Here is a 16,907-nt window from a genome sequence, read left to right as displayed (position 1 = left end):
TGCAGGCCTTACCCCGCCGTACCCACAACAAGAACAAGGACGCTACCCCATGCGCAACGCCATCCTCGCCACCCTGACCATGACCTGTAGCTTGCCGCTATGGGCCGTGCAAGCGCCGCTCAAGGTGCAAGTGCCCACTCTGGCCTACGATGACCGACAGATCATCCTGGTCTGGGAGAAGCCAGCCGATCACGCCGATATCGTCGATTACCACGTATACGCCAATGGCCGCTTGCTGGGCGCCAGCAATGCCAACAATGACCAGGTATCGCCGGCCAAACCTTATATCGATCGTTTCTATGCGCAGGATACCGAGCGCTTCCACCACCGCATTGCGATCCACAGCTTCACCGCCCAGGGGCTGAGCCCCGACACCGAGTACCGTTTCACTGTGCGTTCGGTCGATCGGCAGGGACGCGAGTCGAGCGACAGTGCCAGCGTGGTGCAGCGCACTACCCCGGTGCCAGCGCTGTTCGATGTGAAACGCTACGGTGCCAAGGGCGATGGCGTGAGCCTCGACACGCTTGCCATCCAGCGTGCCATCGATGCCTGCAGCATTGGTTGCAAGGTATTGCTGCCCGCCGGCACCTACCGCAGTGGGGCGTTGTACCTGAAAAGCGACATGACCCTGGAAATCGCCGAGGGCGCGACCTTGCTCGGGTCTGAGCGTGCCGAGGATTACCCCCGCGAAGGCTATATCCAGTACCCGTATTCCACCACCGTGCGCCCGGCTTCGCTGATCAACGCCTTGCCCCGCGACCCTCGCCAGCACCAGGCTTTCCAGAACATCCGCATCGTGGGCCAAGGCACCATCGACGGTAACGGTTGGAAGCGCAATGCCGATGTAGGCGATGAAACGGGTCGGCCGTTGCCGGTCTATCGGGCCAGCGACAACACCCGCTACATGCACGACGGCGTGCTGGCCAAGGCCCAGGTGGAACGGGCCGTGGCCGAAGGCATGAATGTCAAGGACGCGTATGGGCAGATGCGCTCGTCATTGATCACGTTGCGCAACGTGACCAACGTGTTCTACGGCGGTATCACCGTCCTCAACCCGGCCTACCACGGCATCATGAACCTGGAAACCGAGAACGTGGTGGTCGCCAACACCACCCACAAGACCTTCGATGCCAATAATGCAGACGGTATCGAATTCGCCAACAGCCGGGGGGCGATGGTCTTCAACAACTTCTTCGACACCGGCGACGATTGCGTCAACTTCGCGGCCGGCACCGGGGCGGACGCGGTGCGGCAAAAGCCCCAGGAGGGCGCCTGGATCTTCAACAACTTCTTCCGCAAAGGCCACGGCATGGTGGTGGCGGGCAGCCACACCGGGGCATGGATCCAGGACATCCTGGCCGAGGACAACGTGTCCGATGGCACCGATGCGGGGCTGCGCATGAAAAGTACCCACTTCATGGGCGGCGGCGCGCGAAATGTTACCTTCCGCGACTCGGCGATGCGCAACACCGTCAAGCAGGCGTTTATCTTCACCCTCGACTACAGCGACCCGAATGCCAAGCTCGACTACAAACGCTCGACGATAGCAGGGCAGTTTCGCGATATCAGCGTCAGCGATGTGACCGTGGAGAACGCGGGCATGGCGGCAATCGAAGTCAAGGGCGATAGCCAGCGCGGCGCCTATCACCAGGGCTTGGCGTTCGAGCGCGTGCGCTTCAGTGGGCCTGCGCCGGTGAAGATCGATGGCTTGAAGGACTCACGCTTCGACCACCTGCGCTTGAGCCAGGCCGCCAGTCAAAACCCGTGGCAGATCGGTGACAGCCAAGGCTTGGCGTTCACCGATGTCGAGCCTGCACCGGCCCAGCCCTAGGCTTACTCGCCGTAGAATGCCTGCACCTTCTGCGCCTCGCGCAGGCGCGCGCGGCTGTTGCTCAGGTGCAGGTACATGGCGGCCCGCGCGGCATCGACCTGACGGCTGGCGATGGCGTCGAAGATCTGCTGATGCTCAACGTTGATACCGGCCAGGTAGGTGCTGCGGTTGCTTTGCCCGGTGTAGGCCGAGTTCATCCGCGTGCGTGGGATCATCTTGGTGCCCAGGTGCTTCATGATGTCGATCAGGTATTGATTGTCTGCGGCCTTGGCGATTTTCAGGTGGAACTGGAAGTCGGCATTGGTGGTGCTGCCGGATTTTTCCGGCCCCTGCATCAACGCTTCCAGGGCTTGGGCAAGCTCGTCGAGCGCCTGTGGTGTGGCCCGTTCGGCGGCCATGCCGGCGGCCTGTACTTCCAGGCTCAGACGAAATTCCAGCAGATCGAGCACATCCGACAGCAAGGCGATGGTCGCGGGACCGACGTTGAAGCTTTCCGGGGCTGGCATGTCCAGCACGAAGGTGCCCACGCCGTGGCGGGTTTCAACCAGGCCTGCGGCCTGCATGCGTGACATGGCCTCGCGCACCACCGCGCGGCTGACTCCCTCGGCCTGGATGATGGCTGCCTCGGTAGGCAGCTTGTCACCGCGCTTTAGGGTGCCCTCACGCATGCGCTGGGCAAAGCGTTCGACCAGCTGTTCGGCAAGGCGGCGGGGCTGTTGCAGCGTGTTGGCGGTGAGTTCCGGCATGGTCGTGCTCGTCGGTGAACAGCACCCAGTATAGTGCTTTCAGTCATTGGGCTGCGGCTATAATCCAGCCTCTTCGGTTTTGAATGGGTCTAACCAATGGTGCACGCCACTTCCGATCGACGCCTGAGCCTTGCCCAGCAATTGGTGCAGGACTTTTCGCAGCAGATCCTCTCGGGCGAGTTGCCGGCGGGCAGCAAGCTTCCCACCGAACAAGCGGTTACCCAAGCGCGTGGCGTCAGCCGCACGGTGGTGCGCGAGGCCATGTCGCGCTTGCAGGCCGCAGGCCTGGTAGAGACGCGCCGTGGTATCGGCACGTTCGTGGTCGATGCGATTCCGGCCGGCGACCTACAGGCGGCGGGCGCTGAAAAAAGCACGGCCTACAACGCCGTGGCGATCATCGAATTGCGCCTGTGCCTGGAAATCGAAGCCGCCGCGATTGCCGCGCAACGCGCAAGCGAGGAGCAGTTACAGGCGATGCGCGCAGCGCTCGATGCGACGCGCCTCGATCCGCAGCCCGCAGGTGTCGACTTCGTCTTTCACCTGCTGGTGGCTCAGTGCACGGGCAACAGTTTTTTCATCGACTCCATGACCCACCTGCACAACACCCTGATGGCTGCCGCACGGCCAAGCCCGGCGCCTCAGCGCGACGCGGAAATCCGCGAGCGCGAGCAGGTGTACGCCGCTATCGCGCAGCAGGACGCCGAGCTCGCGCGCGCCGCGATGCGCCTGCACCTGACCAACAGCCTGGGTCGGGCGCGCGAGCAGGTGCGTGAGCAGGGCGTCTAGGCCAACGTCGGTCCCCGCTCACCTACCTATCTATCCGCGCGCGGTTTTGCACAAGGTTGCGCAGGCTTGCCAGAATGCCTGGCGCATCGTAGGGCTTGCGCACCACTGGGACGTGCAGTAAGTGGCGCGGAATGTTGGCGCCTTCGCCGTAGCCGGTCGCGAACACGAATGGGATCTGGCGCCGGGCCAGCTCCTCGGCCACGGCGATGGACGTGCCATGCCCCAGGTTGATGTCGAGCACCGCGATATCCGGCGCGCGCAGGCCAATCGAGCGCATGGCCTCGTCCTCGGCGCTGGTGGTGACCACATCGTCGATACCGGCATCGGCCAGGATCTGCTCCAGGCCCACGGCGATTACCAGTTGATCCTCAAGAATCAGTACACACAGAGGCGCCAGTGTCTCGCAGGCAGATGCAGGCGCCAGTGCCGAGGTTGCCGCCGGGGCGGGGCTGTCGGTGCTCTCGCACACCGTCAGGTGCCGCCCCGGGATTCGGAACAGCCCGCGCAGGCCTTCGGGAAGGTATTCAACCTGGCTGGTACCGCCCAGATCGAAAGGGATGCTGCGGTCAATCAGGACCGAACCGAAGCCGCGGCGGGTGGGCGGGCGAACGGTTGGACCTGCGCGCTCCAGCCAGTTGATCTGGCAGGCACCGCCGGCATCGAGCGTCCACTGCACGTGCAGTTGGCCTCCGGCCCGCGACAGCGCACCATACTTGGCTGCGTTGGTGGCCAGCTCGTGCAGCACCAGCGCCATCACCGAATAGGCGCGGGCGTCGAGCAAGACCTGCGGCCCTTCGAGTTCGATCGCCCCGGCTTGGCGGCCATAGGGTGACAGCTCGGCCTCCAGCAGCGTGCCCAACTGGCCACCGCCATCGCCGCGTATCACCTGGTCATGCGCAAACGACAGCGCCTGAATACGCCCTTTGAGGGTGGCGACGTAGTCCTGCAGGGTCTGGTTTTCTGCGCTGGGGTGGGCCACCAGTGCGCCGATCAGCGACAGGATATTTTTGACCCGGTGGTTGAGCTCTTCATTGAGCATGCGCTGGCGTACTTCGGCCTTGGCGCGTTCGTCGGCCAGCAGTTCGCTGTTGCGCAGGGCCACCTCGACGATGGCCCTGCGAATCGCCTCGCCGAACTGCCGGTCCTGCTCGGACCAGGGCAGTGACTGCTGGTGCACGGTCTCTTTCCAGATGGCGAAGCTTTTACGCGGGGTCAGCCGTTCACCGTGTGTACCGGTGGCGTAGGTCTTGTTCGGGTCGCCCGCCCAGTCGAGGGTTTCGACCACTTCCTTGCGAAACAGCAGCAGGTAATCCCGCGGTTGTTGCGACATGGGTATCACCAAGACTCCCGAAACCTCCGCGTAATAGTCCTGGGCCGCTGGATGGGCCATGGACAGCCGGTTGCTGGCCCAGATCTGGCTTTCGGCGACCCCTTCGGCCAGGCGCAGCAGATCGGGAATGGCACTGAGCGGTGGCGTGAGCCCAAGCGAGGACCAGCGGCCCTGTAGCGACATACCTATGCCGTCGCAGGCGATCAGGGGCTGGAATTGCGCCAGCCGTGAGTGCAGGAACTCGGCCATGTCCGTAGCCTGGCCAGCGTTGCGCAGCAGGATGTCCAAGGCTTTGTGAACGTGCATCGCGGCGTTTAGGTGCTGGCGGGTACGCAGCGTCTCGATGTGCAGCGAGAAGAACTCGCCGAACATCTCGGCTGCCACCCGCTGGCCCATGGCCAATGTACGGGGTGCGTAGTGATGGCAGGCGATCAGCCCCCACAACTCACCGTTGACGACGATCGAGATCGACATCGAGGCGCCCACCCCCATGTTGCATAGGTACTCGCAATGAATCGGCGAGACGCTGCGCAGGTGCGCGTAGGAGAGGTCAAGCGGTTCGCCGGAGAGGTCGCGCAGCGGAGCGATCGGTACGGTCTTGACGGTGGCGTCGGCGATGACCCGGATGCGGTTGCGCACATACAGGGCACGCGCCTGCTGGGGTATGTCCGAAGCCGGGAAATACTGGCCCATGAAGCTTTCGAGGTCGCCGCGCTTGGCTTCGGCCACCACCTTGCCGGCACCGTCGGCACTCAGTTGGTAGATCATCACCCGGTCATAGCCCAGCACGGCGCGCACGAAACGCGCCGAATCCCGGAACAATTTGCTGGTTTGGTCGACTTCGCGCAGTTGGGCGATTAGTGCACGGGCCAGTTCAACCGGCTCTGTGGCGCTGCTCCCGGCAGGCTCGAACTCGATGATCGCGCAGCCTTTGAACAGATGCGCGGCAATGTCGAACAGTCGCCCACCGGCCAAGCTGACATTGAACATCAAGGCCGGCCGACCGGCTTCGCGGGTACGGGCCAGGGCGTTGCGGATGTCATGCGCGACGTCATCACCAAGCAGTGCGTGCAGGGTCTGACCATTGATGCTTTGGGTCGTGCCCAGCATGTCCCCGGCGTTGGCCGAATGGCGCAGTACAAAGGCGGCGCCTGCATCGCAGGCGAGCAGGCAGCCGTGCGGTTGGATGCTGCCTGGGATATGGATCGGCTCGCGGTCGCAGTTGCTCAGGTTGACGTGAGTGTGTGAAACCATCGGTCCAGCCTGTTGGCGATAGGGGCATTGGCAGGTTCAGCTGCCGTGGCGTGTTGGCGGCATGTTACGGGTTCGCGGGCGTTACTGCCCAACAGATTTGCTCAGTCTAGGCGGTTAATCGCAGGCGGTGCGTGTTCGTTATCCAGCCGCCGTCGCGGCGGGCCGGGGAGTAACCTGCCGCGCGGCGTTGTCCAGATGTGACCGGTCAGACGCAACGAGGAGGAGATAACCGTGACCGACCAGAAGGCGCGGGTCAGCAACCAGGCTTCGGGCGACATTTCCGGGTTGCCCCATGACATGTTTTTCGCGGCCGTGCAAACCACGCGGATGCCGATGATCGTCACCGACCCTAACCGTGACGATAACCCGATCATCTTCGCCAACCGCGCATTTCTGGAAATGACCGGTTATGCGTTGGACGAAATACTGGGCCGCAATTGCAGGTTCCTGCAGGGAACCGACACCGATCGCTCGATGGTCGACAGCCTGCGCGAGGCGATCACGCAGCGTGTCGATATCGCCACGGAGATTCTCAACTACCGCAAGGACGGTTCGAGTTTCTGGAATGCCTTGTTCATCTCGCCAATCTTCAACGAGCGCGGCGATCTGATTTACTACTTCGCCTCGCAACTGGATGTGAGCCGGCGCCGCGATGCCGAGGATGCGCTACGTCAGGCACAGAAAATGGAAGCCTTGGGCCAATTGACCGGCGGGATCGCCCACGACTTCAATAACCTGCTCCAAGTCATGGGCGGGTACCTGGGGTTGATCGCGCGTGAGGCAGACAAGACCCAGCCGGACCTGGATAGGGTCCGGCGCAGTGTCGGCCATGCGCAATCGGCAGTGGACCGCGCCAGCACCTTGACCAAGCAACTGCTGGCGTTCGCTCGTAAGCAGAAACTGCATGGGCGCGTGCTCAACCTGAATCACCTGATAGACGATGTCCGGCCGATCATCGAGCGTACCTTCGGTGCCGATGTGACGGTGGAGTTCGACCTCGAAACCCAGTTACGCAACTGCCGGATCGATGCGACCCAGGCCGAAGTGGCGTTGCTGAACATCTTCATCAATGCCCGGGACGCGCTCATCGGGCGTAAACGCCCGCACGTGTTCATTGAAACTCGCAATGTCCAGATCACCGACCTGAGCCTGTCGTTCGATGGCTTGCTGCCGGGCAGTTACGTCAGCATTTCCATCACCGATAATGGCATCGGCATACCGGCGGGTATTCGCGAGCGGGTGATGGACCCGTTTTTCACGACCAAGGAAGAGGGCAAGGGGTCGGGTCTAGGGCTGTCGATGGTGTATGGCTTTGCCCGTCAGTCTGACGGTACGGCGCGGATCTACACCGAAGAGGGCGAAGGGACCACTCTGCGGTTGTACTTCCCGGTCGATGACGCCAAGGTGGTGCAGCAACCACCGCTTAAAGTGGCGCAGCGCAGTGCAGGCAGCGAGCGGATCCTGATCGTAGAAGACCGGCCTGATGTGGCGGAGCTGGCGAAAATGGTGCTGGAGGACTACGGCTATGCCGCCGATATGGTGCTCAACGCCCGAGAGGCGCTCAAGCTGATTCAGGCCGGGGAGCGCTACGACTTGCTGTTTACCGACTTGATCATGCCGGGCGGCATGAACGGGGTGATGCTTGCCCGGGAAGTGCGGCGCTTGCAACCTCAGATCAAGGTATTGCTGACGACAGGCTATGCGCAGAGTGCGATTGAGCGGACCGATATCGGCGGCGCTGAGTTCGAGGTCATCTCCAAGCCCTGCCAGCCGCATGACCTGGCTCGGCGGGTGAGGCAGGTCCTGGATGGTCCGACGGGGGTGGTCTGAGCGGCACCCCGGCCGCACCTCAAGCGCGCGGCGCCTGGAGACAGGAAGGTGGCGGCGTCTGCTGTACGAGCGCGTTCAGTTGCACCTTGAGCGACTCCAGGCTGAATGGCTTGGTAACGATCGCCATGTGCGGCTCCAGCGGGCAATCCTGTAGCGCTTGAGGGTCGACATAGCCGGTCATGAACAAGATCGGTAAGTCGGGCCTGCGCTGGCGGGCGATTTGCGCCATCCTACGCCCGTCGGTGCCTCCGGGCAGGCCGATATCCGTGACCAGTAGGTCGATACGGGTATCTGAGTTCAAGAGCTGCAAGCCCGCCTTCGAATCGGCGGCCTCTACGACGACATAGCCGAGTCGGCCGAGCACTTCGCTGACGAACATGCGCACCGAAGGCTCGTCGTCGACCACCAGCACGGTGGCGCCGTGCTTTGCACTGGGTATCTGCGTGGTTGTGTCTGCCGCTGCGGGTGCTGTCGCCGGTTCGTGGCGGCAGGGCAGTTGCAGGGTGACTCGCGTACCTTTGCCCAGTTGCGATTCGATTCCCAGTTGCCCTTGCGACTGCCGGGTAAATCCATAAATCATCGATAAGCCAAGGCCGCTACCTGCGCCCACGGGTTTGGTGGTGAAGAAGGGCTCGCAGGCCTTGGCCAGGGTTTCATCGCTCATACCGGTGCCGTTGTCGGTGACCCGGATGGTCAAGTAGCTGCCGGGCTGCACCTCTGGGTTGTGCAACTCAGCCGCTTCCAGCGTCTGGTTCAGTGTTTCCAGGATGATCGAGCCGCCTGTGGGCAGCGCATCCCTGGCGTTGATGCACAGGTTGAGCAATGCGTTCTCGACCTGAGTAGGGTCGACCAGGCAGGTGGCCTGTGTTGCCGACAACTGCACCTCAAGGCGCACCGAAGGCCCGACGGTACGGCGGATCAGGTCCTCCATGCCGCCGATCAAGGCATTGACGTCGGTGAGCACTGGCACCAGCGTCTGGCGCCGCGAGAACGCCAGCAGGCGATGGGTCAGCGCGGCGGCGCGTTGCGCAGCGCCGTAGGCTACCGACAGGTAGCGCTCCAGGTCCGCCGTGCGGCCTTTGCTCAGTTGCAGCTTGATCAAGTCGAGGCTGCCGACGATGCCGGCCAGCAAATTGTTGAAGTCGTGGGCGATGCCTCCGGTCAACTGCCCGACGGCCTCCATTTTCTGGGACTGGCGCAGTGCAGCCTGGGCTGCCTCGTTTTCGGCGATGGCGGCGTTGACCCTGGCTTCCAGGTGCTGGTTGAGTTCCACCAGCGACGCTTCGGCGGTTTTTCGGGCGGTCACATCGATGGATGAGCCGATCAGCCCGATCAGCTCGCCAGTCTCGCTGTACATCGGTGCCTTGACGGACAGCCAGTAGGTTTCCGAGCCGTCGGGCATGTCGACCTGCTCTTCGATCTGTATCGCCTTGCCGCCGTGCATGACGCGCTGGTCGGTGGCCATCACCTTTAGGGCTTGCGCCTTGTCCTCGAGGATTTCCAGGTCCGTCTTGCCCAGGTAGAACTCTGGCGGCTTACCAATCAGTCGCGTGGCCCCGTCATTGGCCACCAGCAGCCTGCCGTCCAGGTCCTTGGCATACACCACCCCCGGGACCGCAGCCGTGAAAGAGCGCAACAACGCCGACACCCGGTCACGCTCGGCCTCAGCCACCTTGCGCGACTCGATGTCCATCAGCACCCCGGGAAACCGGACCGCTACGCCGTTGGCATCAAGCTCGGCACGGCCATTGGCTTCGACCCACCTGAAGCTGGCGTCGGGCTGGCGAACGCGATACTCACAGCGAAACAGGCCGCCACAGGCCATGGCCTCGGCGATGGCCTGGTTCACACGGGCGTGGTCGTCAGGGTGGATCGAGGTGAACGCTTCTTCGATGGGAATACCCTGCTGGCATCTGACCGGCGACAGGCCGAATGAACGCGCGAAACGCTCATCGGCCGTGACACAGTCGCTGGGAATGTCCCACACCCAGGTGCCCACGATGGCCCCGGCGTCCAACGCCAGTTGCAGACGTTCCGAAGCATCGGCCGTGAAGGGGGGGTGGACAGTACCGGCGCTGTGGCCGGTGGCTTGAGAGTTATCCGCGTCCATCCATTATCCCAACCTGTGCTTCATGGTGAATGTGTCTCTGGGCATAAGGCCGTTTTGCCTGGCGCCGTTCAGTGCCAGGACATCCTGTTTGAATACACCTTAGGGGGCCCCTCAGCAAGTGCAGAGGAGCAAAGGGCAGGTCCGAGATTCGCATGGGGCACACAGCGTGGCATTAGGCGGTGGCCGTGCTGATCGAAGGCCCCCACTGAGACTGCATACTCTGGCAAGGGTTCACGCGTGAAGGGAATCCATCGAGGCGGCGCAAGCGTGTTGTACACCGCGTCTTGCAGGTTGTGAACGGTGTGAGGTCCTACGCATTTACCTTCCGCAGTTCGGTGGAGCATCACTATCCACAGCGCCCTTTGGACGGCCATGCTCCGCTCGACACCGAACCGTTGAATGCGTTTGGCAATCTCTGCCTGATCAGCCATGAGAAGAATGCGCGTCTGAGCAACTTCATGCCGGCGACGAAGAAAGAGCTTTACCAGACCAACAGCATCGACAGTATCAAACAGTACCTGATGATGCAGGTTGAGCATTGGGACGCGCACGCCATTGGCGAACATGGCAAGCACATGTAGCAGGTACTACTCGACAGCCTCATCGGCCTGCACGCGCACGGCTAGCTGCTGCGCCTGGGCGGCCAGAGCCGATTCGATCTCGGCCCTGGCGGCAGGCGTCACGCGTCACGCTATCGCTGATCAGCCCGGCTGCGCCGCCAGGCTATTGCTGACGTTACGCCCCAGTACCAGCACAGTGACCAGGCCGCAGCCTACCAGGGCGGTGGCCAGGCTCATCAGCGCCGCGCTGCCTGCCTGATCGACGATTTGCCCACCGAAGAACGAACCCAGGGCGATGATCACCTGGAACATCGCCACGAACAGTGGCATGCCGCGTTCGACATCCTTCGGCGCGACGACGAACATCCAGATGCTGGCACAGGCCGGGAAGGCGCCGAAGGCGAAGCCCCACAGCGCGATTAGCATGGCGGCGCCCGTCAGGCCGGTGGCGAAGTAAGGGAACAGTGCGGTGCTGATGGCGATCATCAGCGCCACCAGCATCAGGGTGTGGCGCACGCTCTGGTTGGCGGCGAACCCGGCGAAGAGGTTGCCCAGCACGCCCGCCACGCCATACAGCAGCAACAGCGAGCCGATGGTCGGCCCATCGAAACCGGCGCTGTGCTTGAAGAATGGCGCGACATAGGTGTAAGCGGCAAAGTGCGCAAGGCCGATCAGCAGTACAGCGATCAGGCCAACCCGTGCTTGTGGGTTGATGAACAGCGCCGGCAGGTCACTGACGCGAATGGCTTTTTCCGGGTTTAGACGGGGCAGCAGGAAGACTTGCGCCAGCAGCACGGGGACGCCCAGAAGCGCGGTCACCAGGAAGGTCATGCGCCATCCCAGCAGGCCGCTCAGCCAGGTGCCGACGGGCACGCCCAGCACGGTGGCCAGGGTCACCCCGACCATGATGATCGAGGTGGCCTGGGCCACGCCCACGCCTTTGGGCGCTAGGCGTCCGCTTAGGGCGATGGCGGTTGCCCAGAACCCGCCGATACTGATGCCCAGCAGCACGCGGCCGAACAGCAGCAGGCTGAAGTCGCTGGCGTAGGCCACCACCGAGTTGGCGATGATCATGATCAGCGTCAGGCCGGTCAGCAGGTAGCGTCGGTCCATGGCGCCGATGCCCACCGACAGCAGTGGGGCGGCGAGGGCCGCCATGATGCCAGGCAGGGTGACCATCAGGCCGGCATGCCCGGCGCTGATGCCCAGGTCATTGGCGACATCGTTGAGCACGCCCACCGGAAGAAACTCGCTGGTGACCAGCGCAAACGCGCCTACGGCAACTGAGAGAATCGCCAGCCACTGCTGCAAGACGCTTTGTTGATCATGTTCGGGACGCCCGCGTGGGGCAGGGTTGGCACTTGGCATGGTGTGGGTTCCAAGGAGATGGCGCCTGGAGTAGGCGGGGGGAGAGGGAAAATAGACGGCGATTATAAAAGTCGGGTGTGCTGGCCCGACAGGCGAGCGGCTCGATAGTAATCATCAGCGTGATCGATAAAGCGCGCGAGGTAGAGCGGCTGACCCATCGGGTTCCAGCCGCTGCCCGGCGTCTTGGGTAAGGTTACTCCAGCGCCTCGACCACCCCCTGGTCTTCCCCCAGGAACCCGCCGCTCTGGTGCTGCCACAAGCGCGCATAGGTGCCGTTGCGCGCCAGCAGTTCTGCGTGGGTGCCTTGCTCGATGATGCGCCCCTCGTCCATCACGATCAGCCGGTCCATCGCCGCGATGGTGGACAGCCGGTGGGCGATGGCGATCACCGTCTTGCCCTGCATCATTTCATCCAGGCTTTCCTGGATTGCCACCTCGACCTCCGAATCCAGCGCACTGGTGGCCTCGTCCAGCAGCAGGATCGGCGCATTCTTGAGCATTACCCGGGCAATCGCGATGCGTTGGCGCTGGCCACCGGAAAGCTTGATGCCGCGCTCGCCTACCAGGGTGTCGTAGCCGCTGTGACCCTGTTTGTCGCTGAGCTGGCTGATGAAACCGTCGGCTTGAGCGTTGGCCGCTGCCTGGCGGATTTGTGCATCGGTGGCCTCGGGGCGGCCGTAGGCGATGTTGTCGCGGATTGAGCGGTGCAGCAGCGAGGTATCCTGGGTGACCATGCCGATGGCGCTGCGCAGGCTGTCCTGGGTCACCTGGGCGATGTCCTGGCCATCGATACGGATCACCCCGCTGTTCACGTCGTAGAAGCGCAGCAGCAGGTTGATCAGGGTCGACTTGCCCGCGCCGGAGCGGCCCACCAGGCCGACTTTTTCACCCGCCTTGATGTGCAGGGTCAGGCCGTCGAGTACCTGGCGCTCGCCGTTGTAGTTGAACTGCACCTGCTCGAAGCTCACCGCGCCGCCGTGGGTCTGTAGCTGGCCGGCGTTGGGAGCATCCTGCACCTTGGGGCCGCGGGTCAGGGTGTCCATGCCGTCCTGCACGGTGCCGATGCTTTCGAACAGCGAGGTCATCTGCCACATGATCCAGTGCGACATGCCGTTGATGCGCAGGGCCATGGCGGTGATCGCGGCCACCGCACCGGTGCCGACCTCGCCCTGGTGCCAAAGCCACAGCGCATAGCCGCCGGCACTCAGGATCAGGCCGACCACCAGCGCCTGGTTGACGATCTCGAACTGGCTGACCAGACGCATCTGGCGAAAGCCGGTGAGCTTGAAGTCTTCCATTGCCGCACGGGCGAAGTGCGCCTCGCGCTTGGCGTGGGAGAACAGCTTGACCGTGGTGATGTTGGTGTAGGCATCCGAGACGCGTCCGGTCATCGATGAGCGGGCGTGGGCCTGCTCTTGGCCGACTTTGCCCAGGCGCGGCACGAAGTACAGCATGGCCAGGCCGAACAGCACGATCCAGGCCACGAACGGCAGCATCAGCTTGAGCGCGAAGCCGCCGGCCAGGGCGATGATGGCAATGAAGTACACGCCGATGCCGGGGATGATCTCGATCAGGGTGAATAGCACCTCGCGCACGGCCAGCGCGGTCTGCATGACCTTGGTGGTGACCCGCCCGGAGAATTCGTCGGAGAAGAACGACAGGCTCTGGCGCAGCATCAGGCGGTGGAAGTCCCAACGCAGGCGCAAGGGCAGGTTGATGGCCAGTACCTGGTGCTGGACCATGGTGCGCAAGGCTACCAGACCGACACTGGCCACCAGCACGCTGCCGATGCCCCACAGCGCACGTTGCTCCTGGGCCGCGGCCTCGCCACCGGCCTGCCAGGTGGCGAGCAGGTCCACTACCTGGCCGAGGAAGGCGAACAGCCAGGCTTCGTAGATCGACACGCTGGCGCTGAGCAGCGCGAAGGCCAGGATGTAGCCGCGTGCACCGCGTGTGCACGCCCACATGAAACGCATCAGGCCCATCGGCGGCGGTGGCGCCTCGTCGGGTGGGAAGGGGTCGAGGCGTCGTTCAAAGGCACCCAGCATGAAGATCTCCGTTGCAATCAATATGCGCGTAACCATACCGCATATGGATGCTCATGCTGGTTTCCGTGGGCTCCGGCCGAGCTGGTGCACTCAGGCGAAGCGTTCGAAACGGTAAGGTGTCGGGTCGATCAGCGGGGTGTGCTGGGCGACCAGGTCGGCGGCCAGTTGGCCGGCTGCAGGCGAGGTGCCGAAGCCATGCCCGGAAAAACCGCTGGCCAGGGTCAGGCCAGGAATGCTCGCCACCGCGCCGATCACCGGGTTCGAGTCGGGGGTCACATCGATGGTGCCAGCCCAGGCCGACGCGATGCGCGCCTGTTCGAACGCTGGCCACGCGGCCTTGAGGTTGGTCAGCGCCTGGGAATTGAGCGCCGTGTTGGCCGCAGGGTCTTGTACCCGAACACGTTCGAACGGGGTGACGTCGGTGGCCTTCCAGCGCCGCGCCAGGGCCAGGTCCTTGAAGAAGTAGCCACCCAGACTGATCTTCAGGAAGTCGCGCTGGGCACGCAGTTGCGGCAGGAAACGCGTGCCCAGCAGCAGGTGATCGAGGGTCAGGAAGGCATCCAGTTTGCCGCGCTGGGTGATGATGAAGCCGCCGTCCTGGTGTTTGCGGAAGGAAAAGTCCGGTGCGCCCACGGCGATGTCGGTGGGCCCGTCCATGGGCTCGGTGCGCAACACCGAGCAGGTCAGCGGCAGGGTCGGCAGGTTGACGCCCAGGTTGCCGAGGAACTTGCGCGACCACAGGCCGCCCGCCAGCAGCACCTGCTCGCAACGGATCTCGCCTTGCTCGGTGACCACGCCACTGACTCGCCCGGCAGCGGTCACCAAGGTGCGCACCGCGCAATGCTCGACGATGATCGCGCCCTTGGCGATGGCCGCGCGGGCAATCGCACTGGCGGCCAGCGTCGGTTCGGCGCGAGCGTCCGAGGGTGTGTAGAGACCGCCGGACCACGTTGTACTGCCACCGGGCACCTTTTGCGCGATCTCACTGTTGCTCAGCAGCCGCGAATCCAGGTTCAGGTGCTCGACGCTCTTGAGCCAGCCTTCGTGCATGCCCATCTGCGCATCGTTGCGTGCGACGAACAGGATGCCCGCTTGCCGGTAGCCCACTTCGCTGCCCACCCGCTGGGGCATTTCGGCCCACAACCGATCGGCCGCCAGGGCCAGTGGAATGTCGTCGGCATGGCGGTTGGTCTTGCGCACCCAGCCCAGGTTGCGCGAGGACTGCTCGCCGGCAATACGCCCCTTCTCCAGCACCACCACTGGGATGTTGCGCTCGGCCAGCGTCAGTGCGGCGGTCAGGCCGATGATGCCGCCGCCGATGATCACGACGGTGGTCGCGTCCGGCTGGCGGGGGTGGGTCTGGACAGGGGTGATGGTGGGGGACATGGCATTACTCAGGGCAGTGGAACAGGGTAGGCAAAACGGTGGCGTGTGCTTTCACTGGCCCAGGCGGATCAGCGCAACATCGGCGCGCGAAGCGCCGCGATAGGCTGTGACCTCAAGCTCGACCTTGTACACGGTCGAGCCCAGCGGCGGGCAAGTCACCGTGGTGGCCGGGTCGATTCCACGAAACTTCTCGCCAATGGCCTCCATCACCTTGGGCACATCGTTCGGGTCTTGGATGAACACGCGTGAGCAGATCACATCCGCCAGGCTGGCATCGACCGCCGCCAAGGCGGTTTCGATGTTGGCGAACACTTGTTGGGTCTGCTCGATGACGTCTTCGGGAATCACTTGGGTCTGCGGGTTACGGCCTGCGGTGTTGGAGACGTAGATCCAGTTGTCCACGGCCACCAGGCGGGAGTAGCTGGCCATGTCTTCGAATTTGGAGCCGGTCTTGAGTTTGGTGATTTGGGTCATGCTGATTGCCTTGTTGTCAGTGGGTGAAAGGGTCAGCTCAAGACCGGGGTTTCCCAGAGGTTGAGCTTGACGCCGATGCCTCGGGCGATGGCGTTGCGGTACACCACGGTGCCCCAGGCGACGTCCTCCACGGGCATGCCGCCGACCGACATGAGGATGATTTCCTCGTCGTTGAGCCGGCCTGGTGCGTCACCGGCGATGATCTTGCCGATGTCCTCGACCTGGGCGGCGTCGAGCTTGCCTTCGGCGATCATGTCCATGAAGCGCACGCCCACCAGTGGCACGTGGTTGTGCGCCGGCTTGGGCAGTTCTTCGAACCAAGCCTCGTACAGGCCGGTGTTGTCCACCACCTTGCGCACGTCGGCCTGCTCCATGCCGGCGTCGATGCTGCATGGCGCGGGCATGGCCAGGAATGCGCCGGGCTTGACCCACTCGCGGCGTACCAGCGGGTACTGCGACGGGTCGCCGACCTCGCCCGAGCTGCAATAGCTGACCAGGTCCGAGCCGCGCACCACCTCCTCGAGGGTTTGTACGACGTGGACATTGACGATCTGCGGGAAGGTCGCGTGCACCCAGGTGACGAAGGCGTCGAGGCTCTTCTGGCCACGGCCCTTGATCTTGAGCGTGTCCACCTGTGGGCAGACCGCCATGAACGCTGCCACGGTGGTCTTTCCCATCACCCCGGGGCCGGCCAGGCCGATGACTTTCGCGTCCTTGCGCGCCAGGTGGCGGGCGCCTACGCCGGGGATGGCGCCGGTACGGTAGGCCGAGAGCAGGTTGGCCGACATGTGCGCCAGCGGTGCGCCGGTGTCGGCGTCGTTGAGGGTGAGCATCAGGATCGAGCGCGGCAGGCCCTTCTCGCGGTTGGCGATGTTCGAGCCGTACCACTTGGCCCCGGCGGTCTGGAAGTTGCCGCCCAGGTAGGCCGGCATGGCCATCATGCGGCGGTCAGCAGTCGGCTTAGGCATGTTCGGGAAGGGCGAGTGCTCGGGGAAAGTGATCATCGCCCCATGGGAGTCGCTGTTCGGCCCGGCCATGCGATAGTCACCCTGGTAAAGCAGGCCGAACATTTCTTCCATGGTGTCTACGCAAGCCGGCATGTCGGTCACGCCGGCGCGAATCATGTCCTGTTCGCTGAGGTAGATGAAGTCGATACGGGTGTCGAAAGTCATGGCGGGTCTCACT

General features: G+C 63.6%; 12 protein-coding genes. 4 read left to right on the top strand and 8 right to left on the bottom strand.

From position 1 onward, the window contains the following. Window positions 1-49: 49 nt before the first annotated feature. On the top strand, window positions 50-1,831 hold the full coding sequence (locus FEM01_RS04455) for a glycosyl hydrolase family 28 protein (RefSeq protein WP_138218059.1): 1,782 nt from the start codon (window positions 50-52) through the stop codon (window positions 1,829-1,831). 2 nt (window positions 1,832-1,833) lie between these two features. On the opposite strand, the gene FEM01_RS04450 is transcribed toward FEM01_RS04455, so the two are convergent. Then, window positions 1,834-2,577 (bottom strand): FadR/GntR family transcriptional regulator, encoded by a 744-nt coding sequence (locus FEM01_RS04450; protein ID WP_138218058.1) that lies wholly within the window; start codon window positions 2,575-2,577, stop codon window positions 1,834-1,836. Window positions 2,578-2,673: 96 nt separating this feature from the next. Between FEM01_RS04450 and FEM01_RS04445 the strand changes: the two genes are divergently transcribed. After that, window positions 2,674-3,363 (top strand): FadR/GntR family transcriptional regulator, encoded by a 690-nt coding sequence (locus FEM01_RS04445; RefSeq protein WP_138218057.1) that lies wholly within the window; start codon window positions 2,674-2,676, stop codon window positions 3,361-3,363. Window positions 3,364-3,385: 22 nt separating this feature from the next. Here FEM01_RS04445 and FEM01_RS04440 read toward each other — a convergent pair whose 3' ends face one another. Beyond that, window positions 3,386-5,947 carry an HWE histidine kinase domain-containing protein gene (locus FEM01_RS04440; RefSeq protein WP_138218056.1) on the bottom strand — a complete coding sequence of 854 codons (2,562 nt, stop codon included), beginning with the start codon at window positions 5,945-5,947 and terminating at the stop codon, window positions 3,386-3,388. 231 nt (window positions 5,948-6,178) lie between these two features. On the opposite strand from FEM01_RS04440, the gene FEM01_RS04435 reads away from it, so the two are divergent. Further along, the gene (locus tag FEM01_RS04435; RefSeq protein ID WP_138218055.1) at window positions 6,179-7,777 is read left to right on the top strand and encodes a histidine kinase famiy protein; all 1,599 of its coding nucleotides are present in this window, start codon (window positions 6,179-6,181) and stop codon (window positions 7,775-7,777) included. Between the two features lie 19 nt (window positions 7,778-7,796). On the opposite strand, the gene FEM01_RS04430 is transcribed toward FEM01_RS04435, so the two are convergent. Continuing rightward, window positions 7,797-9,887: a hybrid sensor histidine kinase/response regulator gene (locus tag FEM01_RS04430; protein WP_138218054.1), complete on the bottom strand. Its 2,091-nt coding sequence runs from the start codon at window positions 9,885-9,887 to the stop codon at window positions 7,797-7,799. 302 nt (window positions 9,888-10,189) lie between these two features. On the opposite strand from FEM01_RS04430, the gene FEM01_RS04425 reads away from it, so the two are divergent. Next, window positions 10,190-10,468 (top strand): GmrSD restriction endonuclease domain-containing protein, encoded by a 279-nt coding sequence (locus tag FEM01_RS04425; RefSeq protein ID WP_240791711.1) that lies wholly within the window; start codon window positions 10,190-10,192, stop codon window positions 10,466-10,468. Window positions 10,469-10,588: 120 nt separating this feature from the next. On the opposite strand, the gene FEM01_RS04420 is transcribed toward FEM01_RS04425, so the two are convergent. The 5 genes from FEM01_RS04420 to FEM01_RS04400 all read right to left on the bottom strand — a co-directional run bounded on the left by FEM01_RS04420 (window position 10,589) and on the right by FEM01_RS04400 (window position 16,894). Further along, window positions 10,589-11,815, bottom strand: coding sequence for an MFS transporter (locus FEM01_RS04420; protein WP_138218052.1), 1,227 nt, complete (start codon window positions 11,813-11,815; stop codon window positions 10,589-10,591). 193 nt (window positions 11,816-12,008) lie between these two features. After that, entirely contained in the window at window positions 12,009-13,862 is a 1,854-nt protein-coding gene (locus FEM01_RS04415; protein WP_138218051.1) for an ABC transporter ATP-binding protein, read from the bottom strand. A 90-nt stretch (window positions 13,863-13,952) separates the two neighbouring features. Then, window positions 13,953-15,248: an NAD(P)/FAD-dependent oxidoreductase gene (locus FEM01_RS04410; protein WP_138218050.1), complete on the bottom strand. Its 1,296-nt coding sequence runs from the start codon at window positions 15,246-15,248 to the stop codon at window positions 13,953-13,955. A 51-nt stretch (window positions 15,249-15,299) separates the two neighbouring features. Next, the gene (locus tag FEM01_RS04405; protein WP_138218049.1) at window positions 15,300-15,722 is read right to left on the bottom strand and encodes a RidA family protein; all 423 of its coding nucleotides are present in this window, start codon (window positions 15,720-15,722) and stop codon (window positions 15,300-15,302) included. A 32-nt stretch (window positions 15,723-15,754) separates the two neighbouring features. Beyond that, window positions 15,755-16,894 carry a tyramine oxidase subunit B gene (locus tag FEM01_RS04400; protein ID WP_138218048.1) on the bottom strand — a complete coding sequence of 380 codons (1,140 nt, stop codon included), beginning with the start codon at window positions 16,892-16,894 and terminating at the stop codon, window positions 15,755-15,757. Between the last annotated feature and the right edge of the window lie 13 nt (window positions 16,895-16,907).

This window comes from Pseudomonas mosselii (assembly GCF_005796105.1).
GTDB lineage: Bacteria > Pseudomonadota > Gammaproteobacteria > Pseudomonadales > Pseudomonadaceae > Aquipseudomonas > Aquipseudomonas mosselii_C.
The sequence above is the reverse complement of the archived record's forward strand: the minus strand, read 5'-3'. Positions and strand labels throughout refer to the sequence as shown.

Coding starts and splice junctions, on each gene's coding strand:
- FEM01_RS04455 (WP_138218059.1), top strand. CDS start 50: ATGCGCAACGCCATCCTCGCCACCCTGACCATGACCTGTAGCTTGCCG.
- FEM01_RS04450 (WP_138218058.1), bottom strand. CDS start 2,577: ATGCCGGAACTCACCGCCAACACGCTGCAACAGCCCCGCCGCCTTGCC.
- FEM01_RS04445 (WP_138218057.1), top strand. CDS start 2,674: ATGGTGCACGCCACTTCCGATCGACGCCTGAGCCTTGCCCAGCAATTG.
- FEM01_RS04440 (WP_138218056.1), bottom strand. CDS start 5,947: ATGGTTTCACACACTCACGTCAACCTGAGCAACTGCGACCGCGAGCCG.
- FEM01_RS04430 (WP_138218054.1), bottom strand. CDS start 9,887: ATGGACGCGGATAACTCTCAAGCCACCGGCCACAGCGCCGGTACTGTC.
- FEM01_RS04420 (WP_138218052.1), bottom strand. CDS start 11,815: ATGCCAAGTGCCAACCCTGCCCCACGCGGGCGTCCCGAACATGATCAA.
- FEM01_RS04415 (WP_138218051.1), bottom strand. CDS start 13,862: ATGCTGGGTGCCTTTGAACGACGCCTCGACCCCTTCCCACCCGACGAG.
- FEM01_RS04410 (WP_138218050.1), bottom strand. CDS start 15,248: ATGTCCCCCACCATCACCCCTGTCCAGACCCACCCCCGCCAGCCGGAC.
- FEM01_RS04405 (WP_138218049.1), bottom strand. CDS start 15,722: ATGACCCAAATCACCAAACTCAAGACCGGCTCCAAATTCGAAGACATG.
- FEM01_RS04400 (WP_138218048.1), bottom strand. CDS start 16,894: ATGACTTTCGACACCCGTATCGACTTCATCTACCTCAGCGAACAGGAC.